28 protein-coding genes are annotated in these 24133 nt (G+C 35.7%); 12 read left to right on the forward strand and 16 right to left on the reverse strand.

Annotation, left to right across the window (positions count from 1 at the left end; all coding sequences use genetic code 11):
- Window positions 1–233 precede the first annotated feature (233 nt).
- From CD003_RS11930 to gpr, 3 genes are all read right to left on the reverse strand, one after another.
- Window positions 234–557 (reverse strand): hypothetical protein, encoded by a 324-nt coding sequence (locus CD003_RS11930; protein ID WP_096201324.1) that lies wholly within the window; start codon window positions 555–557, stop codon window positions 234–236.
- A gap of 50 nt (window positions 558–607) precedes the next feature.
- On the reverse strand, window positions 608–1777 hold the full coding sequence (gene spoIIP / locus CD003_RS11935; protein WP_096201325.1) for a stage II sporulation protein P: 1170 nt from the start codon (window positions 1775–1777) through the stop codon (window positions 608–610).
- Between the two features lie 231 nt (window positions 1778–2008).
- Window positions 2009–3124 (reverse strand): GPR endopeptidase, encoded by a 1116-nt coding sequence (gene gpr / locus CD003_RS11940; RefSeq protein WP_096201326.1) that lies wholly within the window; start codon window positions 3122–3124, stop codon window positions 2009–2011.
- A 155-nt stretch (window positions 3125–3279) separates the two neighbouring features.
- Between gpr and rpsT the strand changes: the two genes are divergently transcribed.
- Window positions 3280–3546 carry a 30S ribosomal protein S20 gene (gene rpsT / locus CD003_RS11945; RefSeq protein ID WP_096201327.1) on the forward strand — a complete coding sequence of 89 codons (267 nt, stop codon included), beginning with the start codon at window positions 3280–3282 and terminating at the stop codon, window positions 3544–3546.
- 184 nt (window positions 3547–3730) lie between these two features.
- Here the strand turns inward: rpsT and holA are convergent, their stop codons facing one another.
- Window positions 3731–4768 (reverse strand): DNA polymerase III subunit delta, encoded by a 1038-nt coding sequence (holA, locus tag CD003_RS11950; RefSeq protein ID WP_096201328.1) that lies wholly within the window; start codon window positions 4766–4768, stop codon window positions 3731–3733.
- 584 nt (window positions 4769–5352) lie between these two features.
- Between holA and CD003_RS11955 the strand changes: the two genes are divergently transcribed.
- Window positions 5353–5490 carry a YqzM family protein gene (locus CD003_RS11955; protein WP_096201329.1) on the forward strand — a complete coding sequence of 46 codons (138 nt, stop codon included), beginning with the start codon at window positions 5353–5355 and terminating at the stop codon, window positions 5488–5490.
- A gap of 62 nt (window positions 5491–5552) precedes the next feature.
- Here the strand turns inward: CD003_RS11955 and CD003_RS11960 are convergent, their stop codons facing one another.
- The 3 genes from CD003_RS11960 to CD003_RS11970 form a co-directional block, all read right to left on the reverse strand.
- The gene (locus CD003_RS11960; RefSeq protein ID WP_179295533.1) at window positions 5553–7883 is read right to left on the reverse strand and encodes a DNA internalization-related competence protein ComEC/Rec2; all 2331 of its coding nucleotides are present in this window, start codon (window positions 7881–7883) and stop codon (window positions 5553–5555) included.
- A gap of 100 nt (window positions 7884–7983) precedes the next feature.
- Window positions 7984–9270, reverse strand: a complete 1287-nt coding sequence (locus CD003_RS11965; RefSeq protein WP_096201331.1) for a homocysteine synthase — start codon at window positions 9268–9270, stop codon at window positions 7984–7986.
- A 204-nt stretch (window positions 9271–9474) separates the two neighbouring features.
- Window positions 9475–10089, reverse strand: coding sequence for a helix-hairpin-helix domain-containing protein (locus tag CD003_RS11970; RefSeq protein WP_096201332.1), 615 nt, complete (start codon window positions 10087–10089; stop codon window positions 9475–9477).
- 85 nt (window positions 10090–10174) lie between these two features.
- Here CD003_RS11970 and CD003_RS11975 point away from each other — a divergent pair, with 85 nt between their 5' ends.
- Window positions 10175–10432: a DUF2533 family protein gene (locus CD003_RS11975; protein WP_096201333.1), complete on the forward strand. Its 258-nt coding sequence runs from the start codon at window positions 10175–10177 to the stop codon at window positions 10430–10432.
- A 97-nt stretch (window positions 10433–10529) separates the two neighbouring features.
- Window positions 10530–11354: a late competence protein ComER gene (comER, locus tag CD003_RS11980; RefSeq protein ID WP_096201334.1), complete on the forward strand. Its 825-nt coding sequence runs from the start codon at window positions 10530–10532 to the stop codon at window positions 11352–11354.
- A gap of 60 nt (window positions 11355–11414) precedes the next feature.
- Here comER and CD003_RS11985 read toward each other — a convergent pair whose 3' ends face one another.
- The 8 genes from CD003_RS11985 to yqeH are packed head-to-tail and all read right to left on the reverse strand — an operon-like array spanning window position 11415 to window position 16882.
- Entirely contained in the window at window positions 11415–12164 is a 750-nt protein-coding gene (locus CD003_RS11985; protein ID WP_096201335.1) for a class I SAM-dependent DNA methyltransferase, read from the reverse strand.
- Window positions 12161–13027 (reverse strand): CvfB family protein, encoded by an 867-nt coding sequence (locus CD003_RS11990; protein WP_096201336.1) that lies wholly within the window; start codon window positions 13025–13027, stop codon window positions 12161–12163. Before CD003_RS11990 ends, CD003_RS11985 begins: the two co-directional genes overlap by 4 nt.
- Window positions 13027–13383 (reverse strand): ribosome silencing factor, encoded by a 357-nt coding sequence (gene rsfS / locus CD003_RS11995; protein ID WP_096201337.1) that lies wholly within the window; start codon window positions 13381–13383, stop codon window positions 13027–13029. Before rsfS ends, CD003_RS11990 begins: the two co-directional genes overlap by 1 nt.
- Before the next feature lie 4 nt (window positions 13384–13387).
- Window positions 13388–13966, reverse strand: coding sequence for a bis(5'-nucleosyl)-tetraphosphatase (symmetrical) YqeK (yqeK, locus tag CD003_RS12000; RefSeq protein WP_096201338.1), 579 nt, complete (start codon window positions 13964–13966; stop codon window positions 13388–13390).
- Entirely contained in the window at window positions 13953–14534 is a 582-nt protein-coding gene (locus CD003_RS12005; RefSeq protein ID WP_096201339.1) for a nicotinate-nucleotide adenylyltransferase, read from the reverse strand. The genes yqeK and CD003_RS12005 overlap by 14 nt, the downstream gene beginning before the upstream one ends.
- Before the next feature lie 57 nt (window positions 14535–14591).
- Entirely contained in the window at window positions 14592–14882 is a 291-nt protein-coding gene (yhbY, locus tag CD003_RS12010; protein WP_096201340.1) for a ribosome assembly RNA-binding protein YhbY, read from the reverse strand.
- 1 nt (window position 14883) lies between these two features.
- On the reverse strand, window positions 14884–15717 hold the full coding sequence (aroE, locus tag CD003_RS12015) for a shikimate dehydrogenase (protein WP_096201341.1): 834 nt from the start codon (window positions 15715–15717) through the stop codon (window positions 14884–14886).
- 55 nt (window positions 15718–15772) lie between these two features.
- Window positions 15773–16882, reverse strand: coding sequence for a ribosome biogenesis GTPase YqeH (yqeH, locus tag CD003_RS12020; RefSeq protein ID WP_096201342.1), 1110 nt, complete (start codon window positions 16880–16882; stop codon window positions 15773–15775).
- A gap of 547 nt (window positions 16883–17429) precedes the next feature.
- Between yqeH and CD003_RS12025 the strand changes: the two genes are divergently transcribed.
- Window positions 17430–17570, forward strand: a complete 141-nt coding sequence (locus CD003_RS12025; protein ID WP_096201343.1) for a sporulation histidine kinase inhibitor Sda — start codon at window positions 17430–17432, stop codon at window positions 17568–17570.
- A gap of 57 nt (window positions 17571–17627) precedes the next feature.
- On the opposite strand, the gene CD003_RS12030 is transcribed toward CD003_RS12025, so the two are convergent.
- Window positions 17628–17831, reverse strand: coding sequence for a hypothetical protein (locus tag CD003_RS12030; RefSeq protein ID WP_096201344.1), 204 nt, complete (start codon window positions 17829–17831; stop codon window positions 17628–17630).
- A gap of 494 nt (window positions 17832–18325) precedes the next feature.
- Between CD003_RS12030 and CD003_RS12035 the strand changes: the two genes are divergently transcribed.
- Genes CD003_RS12035 through mnhG form a run of 7 tightly spaced genes read left to right on the forward strand, consistent with a single transcriptional unit; the run spans window position 18326 to window position 24083 of the window.
- Entirely contained in the window at window positions 18326–20743 is a 2418-nt protein-coding gene (locus tag CD003_RS12035; RefSeq protein ID WP_096201345.1) for a Na+/H+ antiporter subunit A, read from the forward strand.
- A complete protein-coding gene (locus CD003_RS12040; protein WP_257008304.1) occupies window positions 20740–21165 on the forward strand; it encodes a Na(+)/H(+) antiporter subunit B in 426 nt (141 codons plus the stop codon). Before CD003_RS12035 ends, CD003_RS12040 begins: the two co-directional genes overlap by 4 nt.
- The gene (locus CD003_RS12045; protein WP_096201346.1) at window positions 21165–21503 is read left to right on the forward strand and encodes a Na(+)/H(+) antiporter subunit C; all 339 of its coding nucleotides are present in this window, start codon (window positions 21165–21167) and stop codon (window positions 21501–21503) included. Before CD003_RS12040 ends, CD003_RS12045 begins: the two co-directional genes overlap by 1 nt.
- Complete coding sequence (locus CD003_RS12050) at window positions 21496–22977, forward strand: Na+/H+ antiporter subunit D (RefSeq protein ID WP_096201347.1); 1482 nt, start codon at window positions 21496–21498, stop codon at window positions 22975–22977. The genes CD003_RS12045 and CD003_RS12050 overlap by 8 nt, the downstream gene beginning before the upstream one ends.
- Window positions 22978–22982: 5 nt before the next feature.
- Window positions 22983–23459, forward strand: a complete 477-nt coding sequence (locus tag CD003_RS12055) for a Na+/H+ antiporter subunit E (RefSeq protein WP_096201348.1) — start codon at window positions 22983–22985, stop codon at window positions 23457–23459.
- On the forward strand, window positions 23459–23740 hold the full coding sequence (locus tag CD003_RS12060) for a Na(+)/H(+) antiporter subunit F1 (RefSeq protein ID WP_096201349.1): 282 nt from the start codon (window positions 23459–23461) through the stop codon (window positions 23738–23740). The genes CD003_RS12055 and CD003_RS12060 overlap by 1 nt, the downstream gene beginning before the upstream one ends.
- Window positions 23715–24083, forward strand: coding sequence for a monovalent cation/H(+) antiporter subunit G (gene mnhG, locus CD003_RS12065; RefSeq protein ID WP_096202342.1), 369 nt, complete (start codon window positions 23715–23717; stop codon window positions 24081–24083). The genes CD003_RS12060 and mnhG overlap by 26 nt, the downstream gene beginning before the upstream one ends.
- The last annotated feature ends 50 nt before the right edge of the window (window positions 24084–24133 follow it).

A 24133-nucleotide genomic window follows, 5' to 3' on the forward strand; every position in this document is an offset into this window, starting at 1 on the left:
CATTTTTTAATATTCAGTAGATCTAATGTACCATACAACTAATAAAATTGCTCAGTTTCAATAATTGAGCAATTTTAAACGATTTTATAATATAATTCACATTTTTCATTTTGTAATTTAATACACCTTTTCTATTATACCAACGAGAAACGGTTGATTCAATATATCTTGTTTCACACCATAAAAAAAAGAAAAGCATTACCACTTGTTATAGTAGTAAAGCTCATACCTCATTAATGAAATATATTATTAAATACTTCTGTCACTTTTGATATAATCGAATGGAATGTATAGTGTAATGCTTCTTCTAAATTCGTACCTAGTTCAGAAAAAAAGTTAAACGCATATGATTGTTGAACATTCGCTTGCTGAATAACATCTTTTTCCTCGACTACTGTTTCCTTTACTTCCATAATTGTAGGGGGTGATGTGACTTCTTCTTTTACAGCAGGCTCTATGGCATTAGTCTCAACAGAAGTTGTATGATAGAAACCAAGCAATACACCAAATAACAAAACTAACATAATAATTGTCATATTTCTAAAAATAATAGTCACTTACATCTCCCCCTTTTTTATTACCCTATTAAATCCCATTGTTATTATAATTACTCATTCACTTTATGACTCTCCCAGTATAAATCACTAAACACAGTCGCAAATGCTTCAGCCGAGCGGTACGTTTCTTCTAACGTATTATCTACCCCACCTATTTCGAGAAGAACTGAATTCGTAGATAAGTCCTGATTGAAACGACCATTTGTACCTGGTCCACCTTTTACAAACACACCTCGACTTAACCCTGGATATTTCTTTTCTAGTCGTTCATGTAAGTCTTTTGCTAATTTAAGATTATGCTCATATTTGCTGTGATTTTCACCAATAACAAAAAATGTTCTAGCATATTTCTGGCCATTAATTTCGACTGTTGTTAGGTCTCTCGGTTGAGCATCACGATGGAGGTCAATAAAAAACTCTAAATCTTCATTTTGGGACATCGCTTTTTTTACTACTTCTCTTGATGCATCATAAGATTTTCCATATTGCCAATCTCGTTGATGTAAGAGCGATTCAACATCTGTCTTATCGACGTCAACACCTATCCCTCTATTACGTAATTCTTGCCCTAGCCTTTCACCTACTAACGTAATATTTACTTCAGGATGAAAGGCAACGTCTGCATTATCAAGCTCAGGGAAAAATGATTCACGAGAATGTGAGTGTATGATATGAACAACATTTCTATCACCTGTAGTCATTTCTGGTTGTTCACTATCAGTTGTATCTCCTTGCTTGTCCAGCTGCTCTAGGGTTTGCTCTGATGCTTTCCGTTCGGCCATTAATACATCCATTGGAGGTGCAGATTCAATTGGCATATTCGTATAATCCGTACCTTCACCAGCAACGATAATTCGCCCATCAAAAAGTGCAAATCCAGGTAGTTCTCTTCCGAGCAAACTTCTCGGATCATCCGGATTAATACTAGTTGCTAATTGAAATGCTAAAGCTGATAAATCTGGCTTATGACTGTCATCAGGTAGTGCTTGAGTAAAATATGGGTTTTCCATCCCTAAAACATAAACCAAATTATCACCTGTTAGATTGTTCGCCCATTGATTAACAGATGTAGAGGCTAGTCCATAACCTGGCTCAAAAGAAGTAAGCATTCCTGTAAAAATAAAAACTGCCATAATCCCAACAATGATTAAAACAGCTATACGCTTTAAACTTGTCCTATTTAACGATACAGTAATTCCTGTAAATCGATTCCTACTCATAGGTGACCCACCCTTCCTGACACTCTTAACTAATGCATATGACAGGACAGTTTATGTTAGAACAGGAAGTTAATAAATTATGAATTATGGGTTATGAGTTATAAATGAAAAACCTTAACTATTACCACTCCGAGGCGTTACAGCAAAGCTGGAACATCACCCTAATTCATAACTCAGCACATAATTGCACTAAATAAAACAACTTCCGCTATTGAGCGGAAGTTGTTTTATTTAGTGCGTATAGTGTCCCACGTTCCCTTGATCTACTTCGCCGTGGAGTGCTGCATTGAGTCCTTCAGCAATAACATTCGCCATGTCTTCAATAAAAACATCTACTTCTTTTGGAGTCACCATTAGATTATGACCAAGTGGTGATAGCACTTCTTGGATTAATTGTCGTTTTTCTTGTTCCTCTAGTGAACCAATCATCCCCATAATCGTTTGTCTATTTGCTTCATCTGGTAAATCTTCATCTGTTAGTTTTCTTTTTTCACCAAAAGTCATCCCAGCAGGTGTAAGAGCTCTTGATGGTTTGTTTCCTTCTCTCATTTCTCTACCAAAGTGCTTTAATACATAGTCAATTGTATCACTTGTAATAGAAACTGCATCAACTACAGTCGGAATTCCTACAGCAATGACAGGGATGCCCAATGTGTCTTTACTTAATTCTTTTCTCTTATTTCCTACTCCACTACCTGGATGTATACCCGTGTCGGAAATTTGTATCGTAGAGTTGACACGGTCAATCGAGCGTGAAGCAAGGGCATCTATTGCGATGACAAAATCAGGCTTCGTTTTTTCAATAACCCCATGAATAATATCACTCGTCTCAATCCCTGTAATCCCCATTACCCCTGGTGAGATAGCACTCACAGGTCGGAAGCCATCTTGTACCTGCTCAGGTGATAAATCGAATAAATGTTTTGTCACTAATAAATTCTCAATCGCTAACGGTCCTAATGCATCAGGAGTAACGTTCCAGTTCCCTAATCCAACAACTAGGCAACTATCATTTTCCTTTACACCAACTTGTTTTAAAAAATGATGAAATTCATTCGCAAATACTTGTTCAACCTTTTCTTGAAGCTCAGTATCCTTTTGACGAATACCTTGCGTTTGAAATGTGAGGTAGCGCCCTTCCTTTTTGCCAATTTGTTCGGCACCTGCTTTAGTAATTTCTACAGAAGTCACTTCAACGCCCTCAATTGTTCTTTCTTTTACAATAACCCCGTCAATTGCTCTTTTTTTCTTTTCCTTTTTTTCCTGTTCTTCTTGAGCAATTTGGTGAGCTTCTATTGCTAAATCGGTACGCACATTAAATTTTTCAAGCTCTAAGTCTTTACCCACAGTTTTTCACGCTCCTAATTTTCTTTATTTATTTATAACGTCCCCTGATATATTCCATTTCATTCTTCTATTGCAATTACATTCTGTTTTTGATAGAATGCAGAGTGTTGTAATTATATTTGCAGTCTTATGGTTGCTTCAAGGAGGTGAAAGATATGCCAAACATCAAATCAGCTATTAAACGTGTTAAAGTAAGTGATAAGCGTCGTGCTCAAAACGCTGCTGTTAAATCTGCACTTCGAACTGCTGTTAAGAATTTCGAAGTAAAAGCTGAGAGCAAAGAGGTAGAAGGTGCTAAAGAAGCACTCTTGCTTGCAACCAAAAAGCTTGATAAAGCAGCAAACAAAGGTCTTATCCATAAAAATACGGCATCTCGTCAAAAGTCTCGCTTACAAAAGAAACTTAACGAGATCACAGCTTAATTTCCTATAAAAATGACTTCCATCAGATGAAGTCTAACTACAGCTGATGGGTAGTCACATTTATCAGGTTCTTAGCGTCGGTTATCTTCTCCTATTGGCAGAGTTTTACCGACGGTTGGAACGAGATAAGTGTTTGGACACATAGCTCAATAAAAAAACGACTCCTATCGAGTCGTTTTTTTATTTAACTTTTAGTTAGCGCCGGTTGATGAATACTCATAATAAAGAGTTCTAGTGCCAACTTCTTGTCCATTTTCCCTGATTTAATGTTAAAATCTGTATCCGCGAGCTTTTCTAATAGTGTAAGTAAATGGCGCGCTTCAAAATTCCGCCCTTGCTGTCCTGCAAGCTTTACAACATAAGGATGAAGCTTTAATTGTGACGCCATTTGCTTTTGAGGATAGCCTAACCTCGTCATTTCCTTCACTTGATAAACAATCCTAAACTGCCTAGCTAATAATGCAAGAAGCTTTAATGGGTCTTCTTTTTGCTTTAATAAATCATAGAATATTTGAAGGCCCTTCTCTAAACGATTATGTACTACATGATCAATTAACGCAAAAACATCTTGTTCGATTGTCCTCGCTACTAAATTTTGTACGTCTGCTATATCAATTGTTCCACCTTCACCGACGTAGAGTGCAAGCTTTTCAATTTCTTTTGAAACCATTAATAAATGCCCACCTAGCAATTGTAATAGAAGTTCTTTTCCAGCCTCACTAATTGTTACGCCATATGAAGTAGCTTGTTCGTTCAACCACTGACCCATCGTTTTGTCATCAAAAGGCTTTGCATTTAATACATCCGCCTCCGCCTTTAAGAGCTTTGTAATTTTCTTTCTCTCATCAAGCTTTTCATATGGTGCGATGATAACAAACACTGTTTCAGGTACAGGATTACTTACATATTGTTCAAGCTTTTTTATATTATGCTCAATTTTACTTTCATCCTTTTGTCCAGTTAAGAAATAAGCTTCTTTAATTAAGACAACCCTCCTTGTCCCCATAAAAGGTAATGTTTCAGCATCATCAATCGCCACTTCAACAGAAATTTCTTTCATCTCGAAAACAGAGAGATTAAAGTCACGTTCATCGTCTGTTAAAGCTATAGAAATAATTTGCTGAACGATATCTTCAATTAGAAAAGACTCAGTACCTGCCAGAAGATAAACTGGTGAAAGTTTTTTTTGATTTAATTTCTTTTTCATTTCAATATATGACATTGCATGCACATCCTAAACATAATAACCATAAGTTTTATTGTATTAATCCTATTCTTTATTGAGAGCAATGGCAAGTAGCAAGATAAGAAAGCGCTTTCATTTAAATGAAAAGAGGAAATTAGCACGCAGTGGGCTAATTTCCATTTATGATAAACGCCATCATGAAGAACCTAGGACCCCCTCACGCTGACGATAATCATTTACTTTTGTATTATTTATGATATCCTATGCACCCTAGCTCTATAGGTGACAACTCTTTACAGTATAGGAAGAACTCTCAAACTCATTTAAAAAGTGTAGGCTCCATTTTTTAGTACTGAACTTTCTACGGTATGGAAATTCTATTTATTCAAATTACTGTCACAAATTGCTTCTACAAATATCCAATCCTGTTTACTCACTCTCTTAATAACACTCATAGCAAGGCTTGTTTAAAGGAGGTTGCTTCATTTAAGAATATTAAGCAGAATTATAAATATTATGTTTTTTCATACCCTCTAAGAATTTCTCTATATTAACTGCATGTATTATAGATTTTTTTTAGTCATTACCGTATACTAAAGATTGAAATAGGAGGGATAGCAATGAATCATTTTGAAAAAGAGGTTCAAAGCAAGCGTAACGATGCAATCGATTCTGGTATTGGCTTCGTTGTTTCTTTTGGATTTTTTGCAACTTTATTTGTTATTGCTACACTAGTAGATCTTTTTGGAACAAGATAAGCCAGACTACCTACATAGGTAGAAAAAGGATTACGGACATTGACCGTAATCCTTTTTTATCGTTACTTATTGTAAGCCTGTCTTGTTCGAAACCTACCCACATCATCTCGAAATTCATATCGTACAGCACCGTGTAAATCCGTTCTATATATTCTGATCCTATTGTTTTCAAATCGCTCAATTACTTCTGAAGATGGATGACCAAAACGATTTCCTCTTCCAGCTGATACTAACGCTACTTTTGGTGAGAGATATGAAACAAATTCTTCAGTTGAAGAAGTTCTACTTCCATGGTGTCCAACCTTCAGTACATCAATAGTTAAACCTTTATACTCTCTGATTAACCTTGACTCCCCGTCTGTTTCAAGATCTCCAGTAAATAACCATGTAAGACCACCAATTTTTGCCAATAAGACTATTGAACGATCATTCAAACTTTGCTCGTTCCCTTTGGGTGAAAGGACAAAAAATTGTGATTCCCCCTCCGACCAACGAACCCCTTCATTGACCATCGTAATCGTCACACGCTGTTTAGCAAGCTTAGTTAACAGCTCTTTCTCATAGGCGCCTTCAACCTTTCCTTTACTATAAAGTACTTCAGTAATTGGTATTACTCCTATTAATGCTTCTGTCCCACCAATATGATCGTAATGTCCATGACTTAAAATTAACTTGTCAATTTTTTGGATTCCCCTTGCCTTTAAGTATGGCAGAACTATATCCTTTCCAACTTCAAACTCCCTTCTTCTATCACGCCATACCTCTTGTGAACGAAACGTTACTAATCCTCCTGTATCAATTAGGTAGATTCCCTTTCTATATGGAAGCTCAATTAACAAACTATCTCCTTGACCAACATCCAACATCGTAACCATTCCTTTAGAAGAAAAGTAAGGCTGAACAATTTGAAAGCTGATAACAACTACAATGCAAGTGAGCGGAATAAGTTGCTTCGTTATAGAACTAGTCGACTCCCACCTTATAAAATAGATTAGAATCGTAATATATAAAGACACAATCACTGTTAACGAAGGCTGTCCTAGCCGAAGCACAAAAATGGATAATTCATTTATTTTTATTAAGAAGGAATGACTTGTTATGACGACAAATGAAAATAGAGAGATCAGTGGTTCTCCTATTACAGGAACAATTATATGGATTAAAACAGTAATAAAAGAAGCGGGTAAGATGATAATAGATACAAAGGGAATGAAAATGAGGTTTAGCGGTAAACTGAGAATTGAAATTTCATAAAAGTGGTAAATAATAATCGGGAACGCTATTAACTGGGATATGATAGTTACTGCAAGCAGTTGGTTCCAATAACTTACATAACGTTTTATAACCGTAGGTGCCGATAATATCAAAGCATAGCTCACAAGGAAAGAAAGTTGAAATCCAATATGAAATAAATAATACGGGTTATAAAACAAAAGAAGTAAACAAACAACACTTACACCATCAAGAGGATGTAGTTTCAAACGTAGACGAATAGAAAGCAGTATAATCATTGCCATTAGTGATGCCCTAATTACAGAAGGGGCTGCACCAGCAACAATCATATAAATTGGTAGACTAGCAATCAATACATCTAAGGCTCGTTCCTTTGTTACACCAATCCTTAAAAGAAGGTAATAAGCTGTAGCAACAACTAATCCAACATGAAGACCAGAAACAGCTAATAGATGAATGATTCCTAGTGATTGATATGAGGATAATACATCCTCTTCAATCATAAAACGATCACCAAATATAAGAGCGATTACAATTCCTGCTACTTCTTTTGGATAATTAGATTGAATATAAACAACTCCATTTTGCCTCCATTGTTGTATACGCTCATAAAAAGTAAGTGAACTCTGTATACAATTTTGTAACGTGATCTGATTAGGAATAAAAATCCAATGTATTTTCTGTTCATATAAATAGCGCATGTAATTAAATTGGTAAAAATTAACAGGTGGAGAAGGTTTCTTTAGCTCTCCATCAAGCCTACATTTCATTCCCACCTTTAACTGCTTTACTTGAGTTTGCTCATGCTTTGAAGAAAGGTAATAATGGAGTTGTAATTTTTCACCTTTGGTTGTTTTAAAAAGAAAGGACAGTCGGTCTCCATCTATTTTAGGTATAGATGAAACCGTACCTGTGAATTGAGTTTGCTTTGGAGGAAAAATCGTTTTATTGCCACTATCAACATTCGCAGTAATTAAAAAGGAAGAGAGAAAAAAGCCAACAAAAATGAGATAACCAGTTCTCCTATTTGTACAAAAATGAAGATAAACAAGAAAAGCTGATAAAAATAACCCAAATAGTATCCAGCCAGACCACCCCCTAAGGGAAAAGCAGATACCTAAAGAAGAGGCAATAACAAATATGTGCCACTTTCCTGTCAACCATATACCTCCTAAAGAAATCATATTGTAGTTCGCTAGCTTTTGCTAGGTTAGGAAAGTACCCTCCTAACCTAGATATAAAGCATAGTCTTAACAAAAATTAACTTTGGCTTTTAACAAGCGCTTGCTCTAAATCAGCAATAATATCATTTGCATTTTCAATACCAATCGAAAGACGTACAAGCTCAGGTGTTACCCCTGCTGATCTTTGGTCTTTCTCAGATAATTGCTGATGAGTCGTACTCGCTGGATGAATAACAAGAGATTTAGCATCCCCAACGTTAGCAACATGGCTGAATAGCTCAAGAGAGTTAATAAACTTCTTCCCTTCTTCCATCTCACCTTTAATACCAAACGTTAAAATAGCTCCTTGTCCATTCGGTAAATACTTTTGTCCTAAATCATACGAACGATGAGATGGCAATCCAGCATAACTAACCCATTCAACTAAATCATGATTATCTAAATACTCTGCTACTTTTTTTGTATTTTCACAGTGTCTTTCCATACGTAAATGTAACGTCTCTAATCCTTGTAAAAGTAAAAACGAGTTCATTGGTGCAATTGCTGGCCCTAAATCTCGTAGTAATTGGACACGTGCTTTAATAATATAAGCTAGATTTCCAAGTGCTTCCGTATAAACAAGTCCATGATAACTAGGATCAGGCTCAGTTAGCCCAGGGAACTTACCGCTCGTCCAATCAAAATTACCACCATCTACAATCACACCACCAATTGATGTACCGTGTCCTCCCATAAACTTGGTAGCTGAATGAACAACAATATCTGCTCCATGCTCTATCGGACGACATAATGCTGGTGTAACTAATGTTGCATCGACCATTAATGGAATTCCATGCTTATGTGCAACATTAGCAACACTTTCTACATCTAATACATCTCCATTCGGATTTCCAATCATTTCACCATACAATAGCTTCGTATTTGGTGTGATTGCTTGTTCAAAAGCAGATGGATCTGTTCCATCAACTAGGTGAACGGTGATCCCCATTTTTTTCAATGTATGTACAAATAAATTGTATGTCCCCCCATATAAAGCACTCGACGCAACAATTTCATCTCCATGCTCACAAATATTTAAAATAGCTAAATGAATAGCAGAGCTTCCACTTGCTGTTGCTAAAGCTGCCACTCCACCATCTAAGTCTGCCACTCGCTTCTCAAATACATCTTGTGTAGGGTTCATGATTCGTGTATAGATATTCCCAAACTCAGATAACGAAAATAAACTAGCAGCATGCTCCGTATCTTTAAAACCATACGAAGTAGTTTGATAGATTGGAACTGCTCTAGACTGTGTTGCTGAATCGATTTCCTGTCCTCCATGTACTGCAATTGTTTCTAAAGACCATTTTTTCTCACTCATACTTTACGCCCCCAAAATTTTCATTTATTTATTAATTATCAGTTTTTTCACCTGATAACAAGTCCAAAAAAATAAGCCAATGACAAACCATTTCCACTATCTATTTAAATTTAATGATAATGTAAATGAGCTGTTACAATTATGAATTTTGAGGCTAATTTTAGCCTTTTTTATTACAAAAGTCAATTTTTTCATTAAATTCTGTTAATTTACCGTAATATGCTCTTTTAGTTTTTCTAAAGATTTCGGACCAATACCAGAAACATTTACTAAATCCTCAACTTGCGAAAATGGTCCATTCGTCTCTCTGTACTCTATAATAGTTTCTGCTCTTGCAGGTCCTATTCCTGGTAACTGCTCTAGTTCTGTAGCTGATGCATGGTTAATTCGAATTTTCCCTCCATTAGAACCAGCAGAACCAGCATTCATGTCAATCACCATTCCCTCTAATGCACCTTCCCCCTCTCTCGGAATAAAAATCATCATTTCATCCTGAAGTAATTGAGCAAGGTTTACTCGTGTTTCATCAGCTTCTTCTAAAAGTCCACCACCAAGATTAATTACATCAATAACTCTACTGCCTTTGTGTAAATGATAGACTCCAGGTCGAATAACCGCTCCCTTTAAATCGACCATTATCGTTTGCTCTACTTCCATTATTGCTTCATCCATAACCGTATCCTCATTTTCAAAGAGCCAATCCAAGTCAGTTTCTTCTGTTTTTTCATTGTTAAATCCTTTATATAAGCTTAGACTTGCAAATAATAGTATAATAAGAATAGCTCCAACCATTATTTGCTTTTGTTTTATAAAATTCATTACGCTTCACCCGTTTCAACATGTTTTTTATTACACCCTAATGGGAAAAATCTTTAGTACGAAAAAGAAAGGAAGAACAATTAAAATGAGTGTACACCTACAAATTGCAAGCCAAATAAACAAACATCTAGATGGTCAAAAAGAATTTAGACGCTTAGATATGATGCGTGAAGAGGCAATCGCTAGAACAATTGCTGAGGCAAAGAAAGTGAGTGATTTTTCAGTTCAAGAAATTAATCAAATAACAAACGAAATGAATCAACTTGCAAAAAAATTTAGCTTCCCTGTTCGTAAAAATGTAACAAAAGAAATGGTCATTGATTATACAAAAAATAGCAATTAAATAGATAATTCATATTCTCTTACTTACCTACATACATTTAGTGATAAATGGCAAGACCTGCAAATAAGCATGGTCATTTGGAGAAGGAGGGGATATTATGAATATTGGTGTGATTGGAACAGGTAGTATGGGGACAATTTTAATTGAATCTCTATTAGATTCGTTAGCTGTTAATCCGTCCCAAATGTTTATTACAAACAGAACAATAAAGAAAGCCCAAGTGCTATCAAATAAATATGATGGTCTACATGTAATGGATAACCCTACAAGTGTTATTAATAATTGTGACATCGTATTTATTTGTGTTAAGCCATTACAGTTCCACTCATTACTTCTTGAGATTCGTGAACAATGTGATAATAATCAAATGATTGTGTCAATTACAAGTCCTATTGCCGTTGAAGAATTAGAGGAAATGGTTGATTGTAAGGTCGCTAGGGCCATCCCAAGTATATTAAACAGAGCTCATGCAGGCCCATCATTACTTAGTTTTGGTGATCGTTGTAATGATAGCGATAAGGAAAGACTTCAAAGCTTAATGAGTCACATTTCAGCACCACTAGAAATAAATGAAAATATTACTAGAGTTTCCTCAGACATCGTAAGCTGTGGTCCTGCTTTCTTTAGCTATATCATGCAACAATTTGTTGATGCAGCTGTTAGGCAAACAGAAATCACAAAGGAAGAAGCAACCACATTAGCTACAGATATGATGATTGGGATGGGAAAATTATTAGAAAAGGAAATTTATACACTACCGTCACTTCAACAGCGCGTATGCGTACCAGGAGGTATTACTGGTGAGGGTATAAAAGTTTTAGAAGATGAAATTGGAGAAATGTTTGACCACCTCTTTCAAAAAACTCATGCAAAGTATTATGAGGACAAAGAAAAAATTAGTGAACAATTTAAAAATCAATAGAAATAGAGCAAGGAGATTATTTCTCCTTGCTCTATTCGTTTCTTGATTAACTTATTCCTGCTACTTATCCAATTTTTTTGTAACAAAAAAAATTCTTTCACTCGTCGGTTGTATCTCATTGTCATGAAAATCAGCAGTTACTTCTAGTACCTCAAAACCAGAATCTCGCAGCCAATTTTTATACGTATCAATTGGGAACGTTCGTTGTTTATGTAACTCTTCAATACGCTCGAACAGTCCGTTTTCATGCTGTGCAAAAAAGGTTAATTCATGTTCTACACTATCTTCATATTCTCCGTGAAAACTATTCCATATATAAGCGATAGTATCCTCTGTTTCAGCAAACGTTTGCTCAGCAAATACTTCATTCATCTTATATGAAGTATGAACATCAAAAAGGAACAAGCCATCCGTCTTTAGCTGTTGATGGATTGAACGGAAGGCTTCCATGACGTCCCGTTCCTCTTCTAGATAGTTTAATGAATCACAGAAAACAGTAACCGCATCAAATTTATCAACCATTTCTAACTGACACATATTTTGCTGAAAAAGTGGAACTGAATACCCAGCAGAATTTAGTTTTTCTTGAGTAACTGTCAGCATATCTGGAGATAAATCTACCCCTGATGCCAAATATCCTCCTTTTGCGAGCCTAAGCAAAAAGGAGCCAGTCCCACAACCAACATCTAATACTTCCTTACATGTTGGAGCGTACTGTTGTTGCTTTCTCTCAAAAAACTGAAACCACTGGTTATATGGTTCCTCATCCATTAATTTATCATATAAATACGCAAAACCTTGATACGTCATTTTCTCTCCTTAAAATATGTCCAGCCTTCTTCTTGATACACTTTTCCTTCCTTCATTAGCTTGCCAAGTGCTCGTTTGAAGGCAGCTTTACTTAATTGAAAACGACTATAAATATCTTCTGCTTGAGACTTATCCCAGTAAGGCATTGCACCATTACGGCCTTCCATATACTGAATAATCTTTTCTGCATCATCTGACAAAGCCTCTTGTTTACGAGGTTTTTGTGATACGTTGAGACGTCCATCCTCTCGAACATTTGTTACACGAACCGCAATTTTTTGACCAAGTCTTACAGTTGAATTCATATCGTCATTATGCAAAAAGGCTAAGTGTTTTTCGTCTGTTAAGATATTAACACCCTCTACATCCTCGCCCATTTTGTATACGATTCCTTCAACGTCTTTATTATACATCTCTGGCCCTGCCTTGACGGATTGGTCTTCAATCGGCTTACCATATACATGCTTAGCCATCAATCTACCTTTTTTATCCGTACTTAAAGTGACAAATAACTCATCACCTTCCGCTGGCCATCTTTCACGTTCTGGTGGTAAGTCATCCATAGAGAAAAACACATCTCTTGACGTACCGTTATATAAAAATAGTCCTTGGTTTCTAATTTGGCTTACTACCTTCAGCCAACCCATCTCCCCAAGTGAAATAATTGGCATCTCCATCGTTGCAGTAAGACGCCCTTCATGATCGAGGTATAAAAAAACAGTGACTTTCTCATCCTCTTTCAACTCGCCTTTTGCCTCTCTTTTGTGCAGTAGAATATCTTCCCCTTGCTGAGATAAAAAATAGCCAAATTCATTTTCTCTAGCAACTGTAAGTGTTTCAATGACCCCTGGCTTTAAAGTCATTACAGCAACTCTCCTTCTAAATTAATAGTAGGTGCGTCGCCCCATAATTTTTCTAGGTTATAATACGTTCTCTCATCACGATGGAATACGTGAACAACAACATCTCCTAAATCGACTAACACCCAACGTGCTTGGTCGTAACCTTCTAGCCTTTTGATTTCAATACCGTACTCCTGTGCTTGTTTCTTTAATTCAAAAGCAATTGCTTGTACTTGTTTTTCTGAGTTCCCGTGGCAGATAACAAAATAATCAGCTATCAGTGAAATCCCCTTCATATTTAAAGCAACAATATTATCAGCCTTTTTATCATCAACAGCCGTTACCGCTAGTTGTAGTATTTCTCTTTTTTCTCCCATAAAATCAATCCCTTCCTTTCTGCTTACCCTTTTGTATTAATTCATTATATGTTGCTAGTGTTTCTGGAAATATTGGTTGTCCCTTTTTCATTAGAAACGAGATTGTGTTTACGATTGATTGGATGATTGCCTTATCAAGGTCTTGCTTTGCAAGCTCTCGGACTTCGTCAACACCTTTGAAAGAACGACCAGGTTCAATATAATCAGCTAAATAAACAACCTTTTCTAATTGTGTCATCCCTTGTCTTCCCGTTGTATGATAGTAAATAGCATCTAATATTTCTTGATCGATTATACCTACTTCTTTTTTTACTAAATATGCTCCACAAGGGGCATGAAGCAGTTCAGTTCCATAATGCAAGAAGACCTCTGGGAACCCTTGCTCAATTATAATTGAGCGCATTTCATCCTTATCACGAAACTTTGCATAGTCATGGAAAATTGCTGCTGTTTCTGCCTTCTTCTCATCTACTCCATACCGTTTGGAAAGCTCGACTGCCGTCGCCATCACACCAATTGTATGTTGATAACGATGGTCAGTTAACTGTTCTTTTACGATAGATAATGCCTTATTTTTGTCCATATAATCCCCTCTCTTCTATATAGACTCGAACATTATCAGGAAGCAAATAACGAATGTTTTTCCCCTCTGCCACCCGCTCTCGAATATCACTCGAAGAAATGTCCACTTGTGGTGCTTCAATCTCAATCACATGCTTAGGATAAGGAGATTCTGAAGGATAGCCCGGTCGTTTCACCCCAATAAATGTAACTAGTTGAATTAGTTCATTTATACTTTCCCACTTAGGTAAAAAATCAATCATATCTCCACCAATAATGAAATAAAACTGATAAGTAGGATATTGTTCAGTCAACAAACGCATTGTATCAACCGTATAAGAACGTCCTTCCCTTTCTAGCTCAACTGTTGAAAGGAAAAAATTATCATTTTCATAAATAGCTAATTCAACCATCTTCATTCTATCTTCTGATAACGTTAGGTCCTCTCGCTCTTTATGTGGGGGAACTTGAGAAGGAATAAACCATATTTCATCAAGCTCACATTGACACATTGCTTCTTCCGCTATTAATAAATGTCCGTAGTGAGGAGGATCAAATGTCCCTCCCAAAATTCCAATTTTTTTCTCCATCCTTGAAACTCCCTATTTCCTTAAAATATAATGATAGCGACAATAGTCAATATATATTTATGGTAATTGTATCGATTTATTTTCTTCTGACTCTTTGTAAAGAACAATTGTATTACCTATCACTTGAACTAAGTGTCCATTTACTCTTTTTCCGAGTTCTTCAGCAACTTCCTTACGGTCATACTCACAGTTTTGTAATACATTTATCTTAATTAGCTCTCTTACTTCTAAAGCCTCAGATATTTGTTTTACCATATTATCGTTGACGCCACCTTTACCTACCTGAAAAATTGAATTTAAATGGTGCGCCTGTGAACGTAAATAACGTTTTTGTTTACCTGTTAACATGTTAACCTCCAAGTTGTTCTTCAACTATTTTTTTCATTTGTTCTTTATTTGGAGAAAGGCCTGTCCATTTCTCAAATGCGTGGGCACCTTGCCCAACAAACATCCCTACTCCGTTTACTATAATAGCCCCTTTGCTCTCTGCTTGCTCTAAAAATTTTGTTTTCAAAGGGTTATAAATTAAATCACTAACAACAGTGCCTTTCTTAACACTTTCGACTGAGATAGGTACCTCATCAATATTTGGACTCATACCTACAGAAGTGGTATTGATAATCACATCATAACGATTTATCAACTTCTCAGACTCTACTAGCGTCATAGCATCCATCTTCGTATTTGAAAAGCAATTATCAGCTATCCACTTGGCTTTATCAATTGTGCGGTTACAAATTGTTAATGACTTAACACCATAATTGGAAATAACGGTAGCAATCGCCCTTGCTGCCCCTCCTGCACCTATTACTAAGACACTTTTAGATCTAAGACTATCCCCAGTTACTTCTAACAGAGATGTTAGGTACCCTTGTCCATCAGTATTATATCCAACAAAGCGTCCGTCTTCATTAACAACTGTGTTAACAGCTCCAATAATCTTCGCTTCTTGATCCACCTCATCAAGTAGCTCCATAATCGCAACTTTATGTGGGATAGTGACGTTAAAGCCCGAAACACCTAAAGCTTTTAAGCCCTCTACTGCCGTTTTAAGATTTTCCTCCGGTACATCAAATGCGTGATAGAAATGTGATAACTCTAAAGAAGCAAACGCATCATTATGCATTGCCGGAGACATCGAATGCCCGACCGGATGCCCAAGAAGTCCAAATAATTTCCCCATTATTTTTTCCCCATTCCGATTATATAGCTTAGTTTTATTGAATTCCCTACATATTTTATATTAATGACTCACGAACAGATACACCTACACCTTCAGGAACATATGCAGCTACTTTTATATTTTTTTGATTAACCGATACCCAACCTAATCCTGAAAATACGATGTCAGTCTTTTCACCCTTTAGTACAAATTCATATTTAACTAAAGGCGGTAGTTCTTCTTTCGTTTCTGTTCCAGGTGGTGTTAGAAGTGTTCCAAGGTGTTGCTCGTATAAATCATCTGCCTTCTCTAGTTTCGTCCGATGAATATTTAATTCGTTTGAAAAGTGACAAACAAATGACGAACGGTCTCCAGAAACAAAATCTAGCCTTGCTAAGCCACCAAAGTATAATGTTTGTTGCTCATTTAACTGAAAAACCATTGGCTTTATTTCTTTTTTGGGAGTGATGACCTTTAACTCTTTCTTATCTATATAATGTGCTACTTGATGATGATTAATAATTCCAGGTGTATCATATAAGAACTTTCCATCATCTAAAGGAATATCGATCATGTCTAATGTAGTTCCTGGAAAATGAGAAGTAGTAATCATTAACTCTTCAGCTCCACCAAACTCTTTAATCATTCTATTAATAAATGATGATTTCCCAACATTCGTACAACCAACGATATAAACATCTTTTCCTTTTCTAAGCTCATCAATTTTACTAGCTAACTCGACAACACCATCACCTCTAGCTGCACTAATTAAATGAACATCCACAGGTTTTAAGCCTAATTCTTTAGAAGATTTTTTCATCCAGTTAATTAAACGGTTAGTATTTAACGACTTCGGTAATAAATCAACCTTATTCCCAACTAACAATACATCGTTTTTACCTACAAACCGATGTAAGCCAGGTAACCAACTACCATTAAAATCAAAAATATCGACAATCTTTACAATAAGTGAATTTGTATGTCCTAGTGTATTTAAAATCTTCAAGAAGTCGTCGTCAGTTAATGATACATCTTGTACTTCATTATAATGCTTCAAACGAAAACAGCGTTGACATATAATAATATCCCTTTCTAAGGAAGATGGTGGCGCATAGCCTAATTCTGCTTTGTTTTCTGTTTGTACCTTAACACCACAACCTGCACAGATTACCTCTCTCTCATTCACTCAAAAGCCCCCTACTCAAATTTATAAATCAATTGTGTTAGCATCATTAAAAGCTGGTGCCATCACATTTTCATTTACTCTTTTTTATGTTGTACTAAAATATCGTTAGTCAAACGGAAATTATACCCTTTTTCGATTTTTTTTGCAATTAATACGCTTTATAACTAACAATATATATAAATACATACGTAACAAATTGGAACTTTCACAAAAAATTAAAATATATTTTCGACAAAGTACAACCTCTATCTACACTTGTGGATAACTTTATACACCTCTTTACACAGTCATATCATTATGTTTAAACACCTTATAAACAAGTAATCAACAGCTTATCCACGCAACATTGTGGATAAAACGAACGGTTGTTCTATTTTACAATTGATGGTAGTATATACATAAATAATAAAGTTTAACTAACTAGCATATGTGGAAAACGACACATTAGAATAAAAATTAAAAAATTAGAAAAACAATCATGTCCACTTAATTCTAAACTATAAATTTTGATAGGGAGGTGTGTTGCCTTTTTGGCAACATAAATAATATGAAAAAATTATCGGACGAGCTTCTAATTGAAACATACTTTAAAGCTATTGAATTAAATCTCAGTAAAGATTTTATTGAATTAATTAGAATTGAAATTGATCGTCGTTCTTTAGGGGATAAAATCAAACTATCATCTTAATAAAAAAACAAAGAAAAAGAATCACTCTTCGGTAGGAGTGATTCTTTTTCTTTGTTTTTATGGGTGTATACGTATATACTCCCTCGGTCTAAAAGGCTCAAAACGTATTTGATGTGGCTCAGCCTCTAATATTTGGATTGTTTCAGATTCATCAAGATTTTGCATATATAAATTACGGTCATTTAATCCATGAATCCACCAAGCAGTCGCAAATATAACAAAGAATATCCCTATTGCAATAAATCCTTTTTGTAAAATCATGATTGCTCACCTCAAACTTTTCATTGAGAGTTTTCTTTTATTCTCTTTAAGTAGGATGAGATATTTCTGCGATAATTATACATTTTTAGGTAATAATAATTGATAATAATTTTCTAATTTAGCTTAAGGAAGCAAAATAACTTATCTTTTTATAAAATTTAATATTTCTAAAATTTTTTTTTATGCTTTCTAAACGTATTTATTCATATTTAATAAACACTTAATATTCCACGGTTATTGATATGTACAATGGATGCAAGGGTTTTAAAATTAGTATATAATTTGGGGTAGTTTTGAATATAAGAGTTTGTCAAAGGTAAACTCTATGCAAGAGCCACTTAGGCCATCCTTGATAGATTAATCCTCAGTCTAAAAAAAGGTTGTTCAAAAAGATAAAACCCGGTCTTTTTGAACAACCTACTGTAAAGAATTCGAGGATAGCTTCAGATGGATGCTCTATGCATAAATGATTTATAAAAAGGAGGTAATAAGCATTGACAGTATTACATTGGGTTACAATTGCACCATTTTTATTAGCCATCTTGGTTCCATTCTTCTATAAATTTGCAAGACCTATACATACAGGATGGTTTGTTTTTGTACTCCCCGTTGTACTTTTTATTTATTTCTTACAGCAATTACCGGTAATTTCAAATGGGGGTAATATCCTTTATACAGTACCATGGGTTCCTTCATTAGGAATTAACTTTACTGTCTATCTTGATGGATTAAGTTTGCTATTTGCCCTCTTAATCACTGGAATTGGTGCATTAGTAGTGCTTTATTCAATCTACTATTTATCTAAGAAGACAGAAGCGATACATAATTTTTATGTGTACTTGTTGATGTTCATGGGGGCGATGTTAGGGGTTGTTATTTCTGATAACCTAATAGTTCTTTATGTTTTCTGGGAATTAACAAGTTTAGCTTCATCGCTATTAATTAGTTATTGGTTTCATCGAGAAAAATCAATTTATGGTGCTCAGAAATCAATGCTCATCACTGTTTTTGGTGGGTTTGCTATGCTTGGGGGGTTCTGTTTACTTTATGTAATGACAAACACCTTCAGTATAAGAGCCATTATTGAACAAGCGGATGTCATAGTTGGAAATCCACTATTTATTCCAGCAATGATCCTTGTACTACTCGGTGCTTTTACAAAATCAGCTCAATTCCCATTCCATATCTGGTTACCAGATGCAATGGAAGCACCAACACCTGTTAGTGCATACTTACACTCTGCAACAATGGTTAAAGCAGGAATTTATCTAGTTGCTCGTTTAACACCTGTATTCGGCGGAGTAGCCGAATGGTTCTGGATTATTTCTGCATTCGGTATTGTTACATTATGTTGGGGCTCTATATCAGCTGTCCGACAAAAAGATTTAAAATCAATCCTTGCCTATTCAACAATCAGTCAGCTTGGATTAATAATGTCACTTCTAGGGTTAGGTTCAGCATCACTTTATTATGGATACGGAACAGATACTACATTATATACAACGGCCACTCTTGCTGCTGTATTCCATTTAATAAACCATGCAACCTTTAAAGGTAGTCTGTTTATGACCGTCGGGATTATTGACCACGAAACAGGTACCCGTGACATTCGTAAACTTGGCGGTTTAATGTCGATTATGCCAATTACGTTTACGATATCATTAATAGGGTTAGCATCTATGGCTGGTTTGCCGCCGTTTAATGGCTTCTTAAGTAAAGAAATGTTCTTTACAGGTGTGCTTAATGCTAGTCAGCTAGACATTTTCAATATGCAAACATGGGGTATGATTTTCCCTGTACTTGCTTGGATTGCTAGTGTATTTACATTTGTCTACTGTGCAATTATGTTCTTTAAAACATTTACAGGTCAATTCAAGCCTGAAAATTATGATGTTCATGTACACGAAGCTCCAATTGGAATGTTAATTAGTCCAATCATCCTTGGATCGTTAGTGGTTGTATTCGGATTCTTCCCGAACCTTCTTGCATACTCGTTAATTGAGCCAGCTATGGCAGCTATCCTTCCTGGAATATTACCAGAAGGTCAGCAGTTTTATGTAAATATTTATCATTGGCATGGCTTTAACACTGAGCTCTTTATGACAATTGGAGTTATTGCAGTTGGTACTTTTATTTATCTAACTGCTAAAAAGTGGATGCAACTTTCTATCTATCTAAAAGAACGCGACCCATTAAATCGTGTTTATGACGGCTCTTTGGTTGGATTAATCAAAGGCTCACAAAAGGTAACATCACTTCAAATGACTGGTCTTTTACGTGATTACTTTGCTTACATGATTACGTTCATGATATTCATGTTTGCGTACACGTTTATCCGATATGATGTCTTTGCGATTGATACCGTAAACGTTGCTGGAATTTCGCCATACATTTGGGTTGTAACACTAGTCTTTATTGCAGCTACATTAGCAGTACCATTTATCAACCATAGAATAACTGCAGTAATCATAGTCGGAGTTATCGGGTTCTTGCTCGCTTTATTCTTTAATATCTTTAGAGCACCTGACTTAGTTTTAACTCAATTATTAGTAGAAACTGTAATGGTTGTTTTATTATTACTTGCTTTCTATCACTTGCCCGAGCTTCGAAAAGAAAAGTTCACGCCTCGTTTTAATGGGGTAAATCTACTTATTTCGATAGCAGTCGGAATTTTTGTAACAGCTACAGCATTTAGCTCATTAGCGTTAAGTAACTCAAATGGTCTTGAGCCAATATCACATTACTTTATAGAAAACTCATATGAGCTAGCAGCCGGAAAAAACATGGTAAACGTTATCCTAGTTGATTTCCGTGGACTTGATACGTTACTTGAGGTGCTTGTACTAGGTATTGCAGCACTAGGTGTTGTTACACTTATTAAATTACGAATGACTGGGAGGGAAGATGTGTGAAGACAAACAATGTAATGCTCCATACAATTACAAAGGTTGCTACCTTTATCATCCTAACCTTCTCTGTTTACCTATTCTTTGCAGGTCATAACAATCCAGGTGGAGGTTTTATCGGCGGTCTGATGACCGCTTCCGCCTTGTTGCTTATGTACTTAGGATTTGATATGAAATCAATAAAAAAAGCAATCCCATTTAATTTTACACACATGATTGCTGTTGGGTTACTTATCTCACTTGCAACTGGAATAGCTAGTATGATTTTTGGCTATCCATTTTTAACACAGTTCGATCAGTATGTAACTGTTCCTCTACTCGGAGAGTTCCACTTAACTACTGCCCTACCTTTTGATTTAGGTATCTATCTTGTAGTAGTTGGAATTGCGTTACTAATCATACTTACGATTGCGGAGGATGATGCATAATGGAAATATTAATGTCCATCGTTGTTGGTGTCCTCTTTATGGTTGGAACCTACTTGATTCTTACAAAAAGCTTATTACGTGTCATTTTAGGTCTTATGCTCCTTTCCCATGGAGCACATCTATTGTTGCTGACAATGGCTGGTTTAAAGCAAGGGGCTCCTCCATTATTAGGAGAAGAAGCAGCAGCCTACGCTGATCCTTTACCGCAGGCATTAATTCTTACTGCGATTGTTATTAGCTTCGGGGTAACTGCCTTTATGCTTGTCTTAGCTTACCGCACATACAAAGAGCACAAAACAGATGATTTAGATAAATTAAGGGGTTCTGCTGATGAATAATTTTATTTTATTACCTATTCTACTCCCATTTATCATCGGGGTTATACTCATATTCTTTGCCAAACAGCATTCGATACAACGTATCATTAGTGGCTTTACTGTATTCTTCCTTTTAGGAATTGCTGCCTACTTAGCTATTTTTGTTTATCAAAATGGGATTCAAACTTTAGAGCTTGGAAACTGGCGAGCACCATTTGGAATCATTTTAGTTGCTGATATGTTTGCAACTATGATGGTGGTTCTATCAAGTATTGTTGGTCTTGTGTGTTTGTTCTTTGCCTTTCAAACAATATCTAATGAGCGGGAAAAGTATTATTTTTATCCCTTTTACTTTTTCTTATTAACTGGGGTAAACGGGGCCTTCTTAACTGGAGACTTATTTAACCTATTCGTATTTTTCGAAGTAATGTTAATTGCTTCATATATTCTCATCGTAATTGGCGGGACAAAGTATCAGCTTCGAGAATCATTGAAGTACGTTATGATTAACGTGTTTGCTTCTATCCTATTCATTGTTGGTGTAGCTTACATTTATGCTGCTACTGGTACTTTAAACTTTGCAGATTTAGCTGTAAAAGTTGGAGAACTAGAACAACAAGGTGTACTTAATGTCGTAGCTATATTATTCTTAATTGTATTTGCTATGAAAGGGGCATTATTTCCGCTCTATTTCTGGTTACCACGCTCATACTATGGTCCTCCAGCAGCGATTGCTGCACTTTTCGGTGGACTACTTACGAAGGTTGGTATTTATGCGATATTCAGAATGTTTACGTTAGTATTTGTCCACGACCCGGGATTCACTCATAACATTATTCTTGCATTAGCAGGACTTACAATGTTCTTTGGTGTTCTAGGAGCGGTATCACAGTTTGACTTTAAACGAATTCTTTCTTATCACATTATAAGTCAGGTAGGATATATGGTCATGGGACTTGGTATCTTTACACCGCTTGCTATTGCAGGGGCAATCTACTATATTGCTCACCATATTATCGTTAAAGCTGCTCTATTCTTATTTGCAGGGGCAACACAAAAAATTACCGGAACGACAGATTTAAAGAAAATGGGAGGATTATTAAAGACACATCCATTGCTTGCTTGGTTATTCTTTATTTCCGCTATTTCGTTAGCTGGTATTCCACCACTTAGTGGTTTCTTCAGTAAATTTGCTCTGATGTTATCAGGTTTCCAAGAGGAACGATACATCATTGTTACAGTAGCATTAGTCGTTGGTCTATTAACTCTCTTCTCTATGATGAAAATCTTTATCTATGCATTCTGGGGAGAGCAAAAACATACCGAACAACAAGCAAAGCAAAAAGTAGGGCCACTCCTTCTTCCGATTGTGCCTTTAGTATTCTTAACAATCGTACTTGGTTTCTTTGCAGAACCAATATTCCAATACTCTCTTGGAATTGCAGAAGAAATCCTTGATCCGTCCATTTATATTAATTCTGTATTGAAGGAGTAGTTGCTATGCATTTTCAAATATTACTAAATGTCGTGATCGCTCTCATTTGGGCCTTCTTGCAAAACAGTTACACTGGTGTAGACTTACTAATTGGATACGTGATTGGGATATTCATTCTCTATGGATTACGTCGTTTTCTTAAATTTGACTTTTATATGCGCCGTGTTTTCGCTCTAATTAGGTTAATTCTCTTGTTTAGTAAAGAGTTAATATTAGCAAACTGGGACGTAATTAAGATTGTACTAAGTCCTAAATTAAATATTCAGCCTGGTATTGTTGCTGTTCCTACAAAGTTAAAAACTGACTGGGAATTAACTCTACTAGCTGCTCTTATTTCACTGACACCTGGTACATTATCAATGGATTTTTCAGATGACAACAAGTTCATTTATATTCACTCAATTCATGTACCAGATAAAGAGGCTATGATTAGACAGATTCATAACACGTTTGAGAAAGCGATTATGGAGGTGACTCATTAATGCTGCACACAGTATCACAAGTCGTATTAATAGTCATGTCCATCTCATTACTCGTTTGTTTTATACGAGTAATCATTGGTCCTACAATGTCTGACCGTGTTGTAGCATTAGATACATTCGGAATAAACTTAATAGGATTTATTGGAATCTTAATGATAATCCAAGAAACTACTGCTTATTCTGAAATTATTTTAGTTCTTGGGATTCTTGCTTTTATAGGTTCAATCGCATTAGCTAAGTTTTTAGAAAGGGGTGCTGTTTTTGATAGAGATAATTCTTAGTATTTTAATTCTTCTTGGAGGCTTTCTTAGTATCCTAGGCTCAATCGGAATTATGCGCTTCCCAGATGTTTATGGTAGATTACATGCTGCAACGAAAAGTGCAACATTAGGTGTTATCTTTATTATGACAGCAACCTTTCTATTTTTTCTAATAGTAGAGCACTTATTTGTTGGAAAAATACTTTTAACCATCGTCTTTGTTTTTCTAACAGCACCATTAGCGGGGCTAATGATTTCCCGCTCTGCTTACCGAATTGGCGTACCATTATGGGAAGGTAGTACGCAAGACGATTTAAAGCATAAAATGAACAAAGCTAAAAAGAATCAAAATAATGAAGCTTAAATGTAAAGGAGACTCAAGATTGTATCTTGAGTCTCCTTTTATATCTTGAT

It is taken from the genome of Bacillus sp. FJAT-45350, from assembly GCF_002335805.1.
In the GTDB taxonomy this organism is placed as follows: domain Bacteria; phylum Bacillota; class Bacilli; order Bacillales; family NISU01; genus FJAT-45350.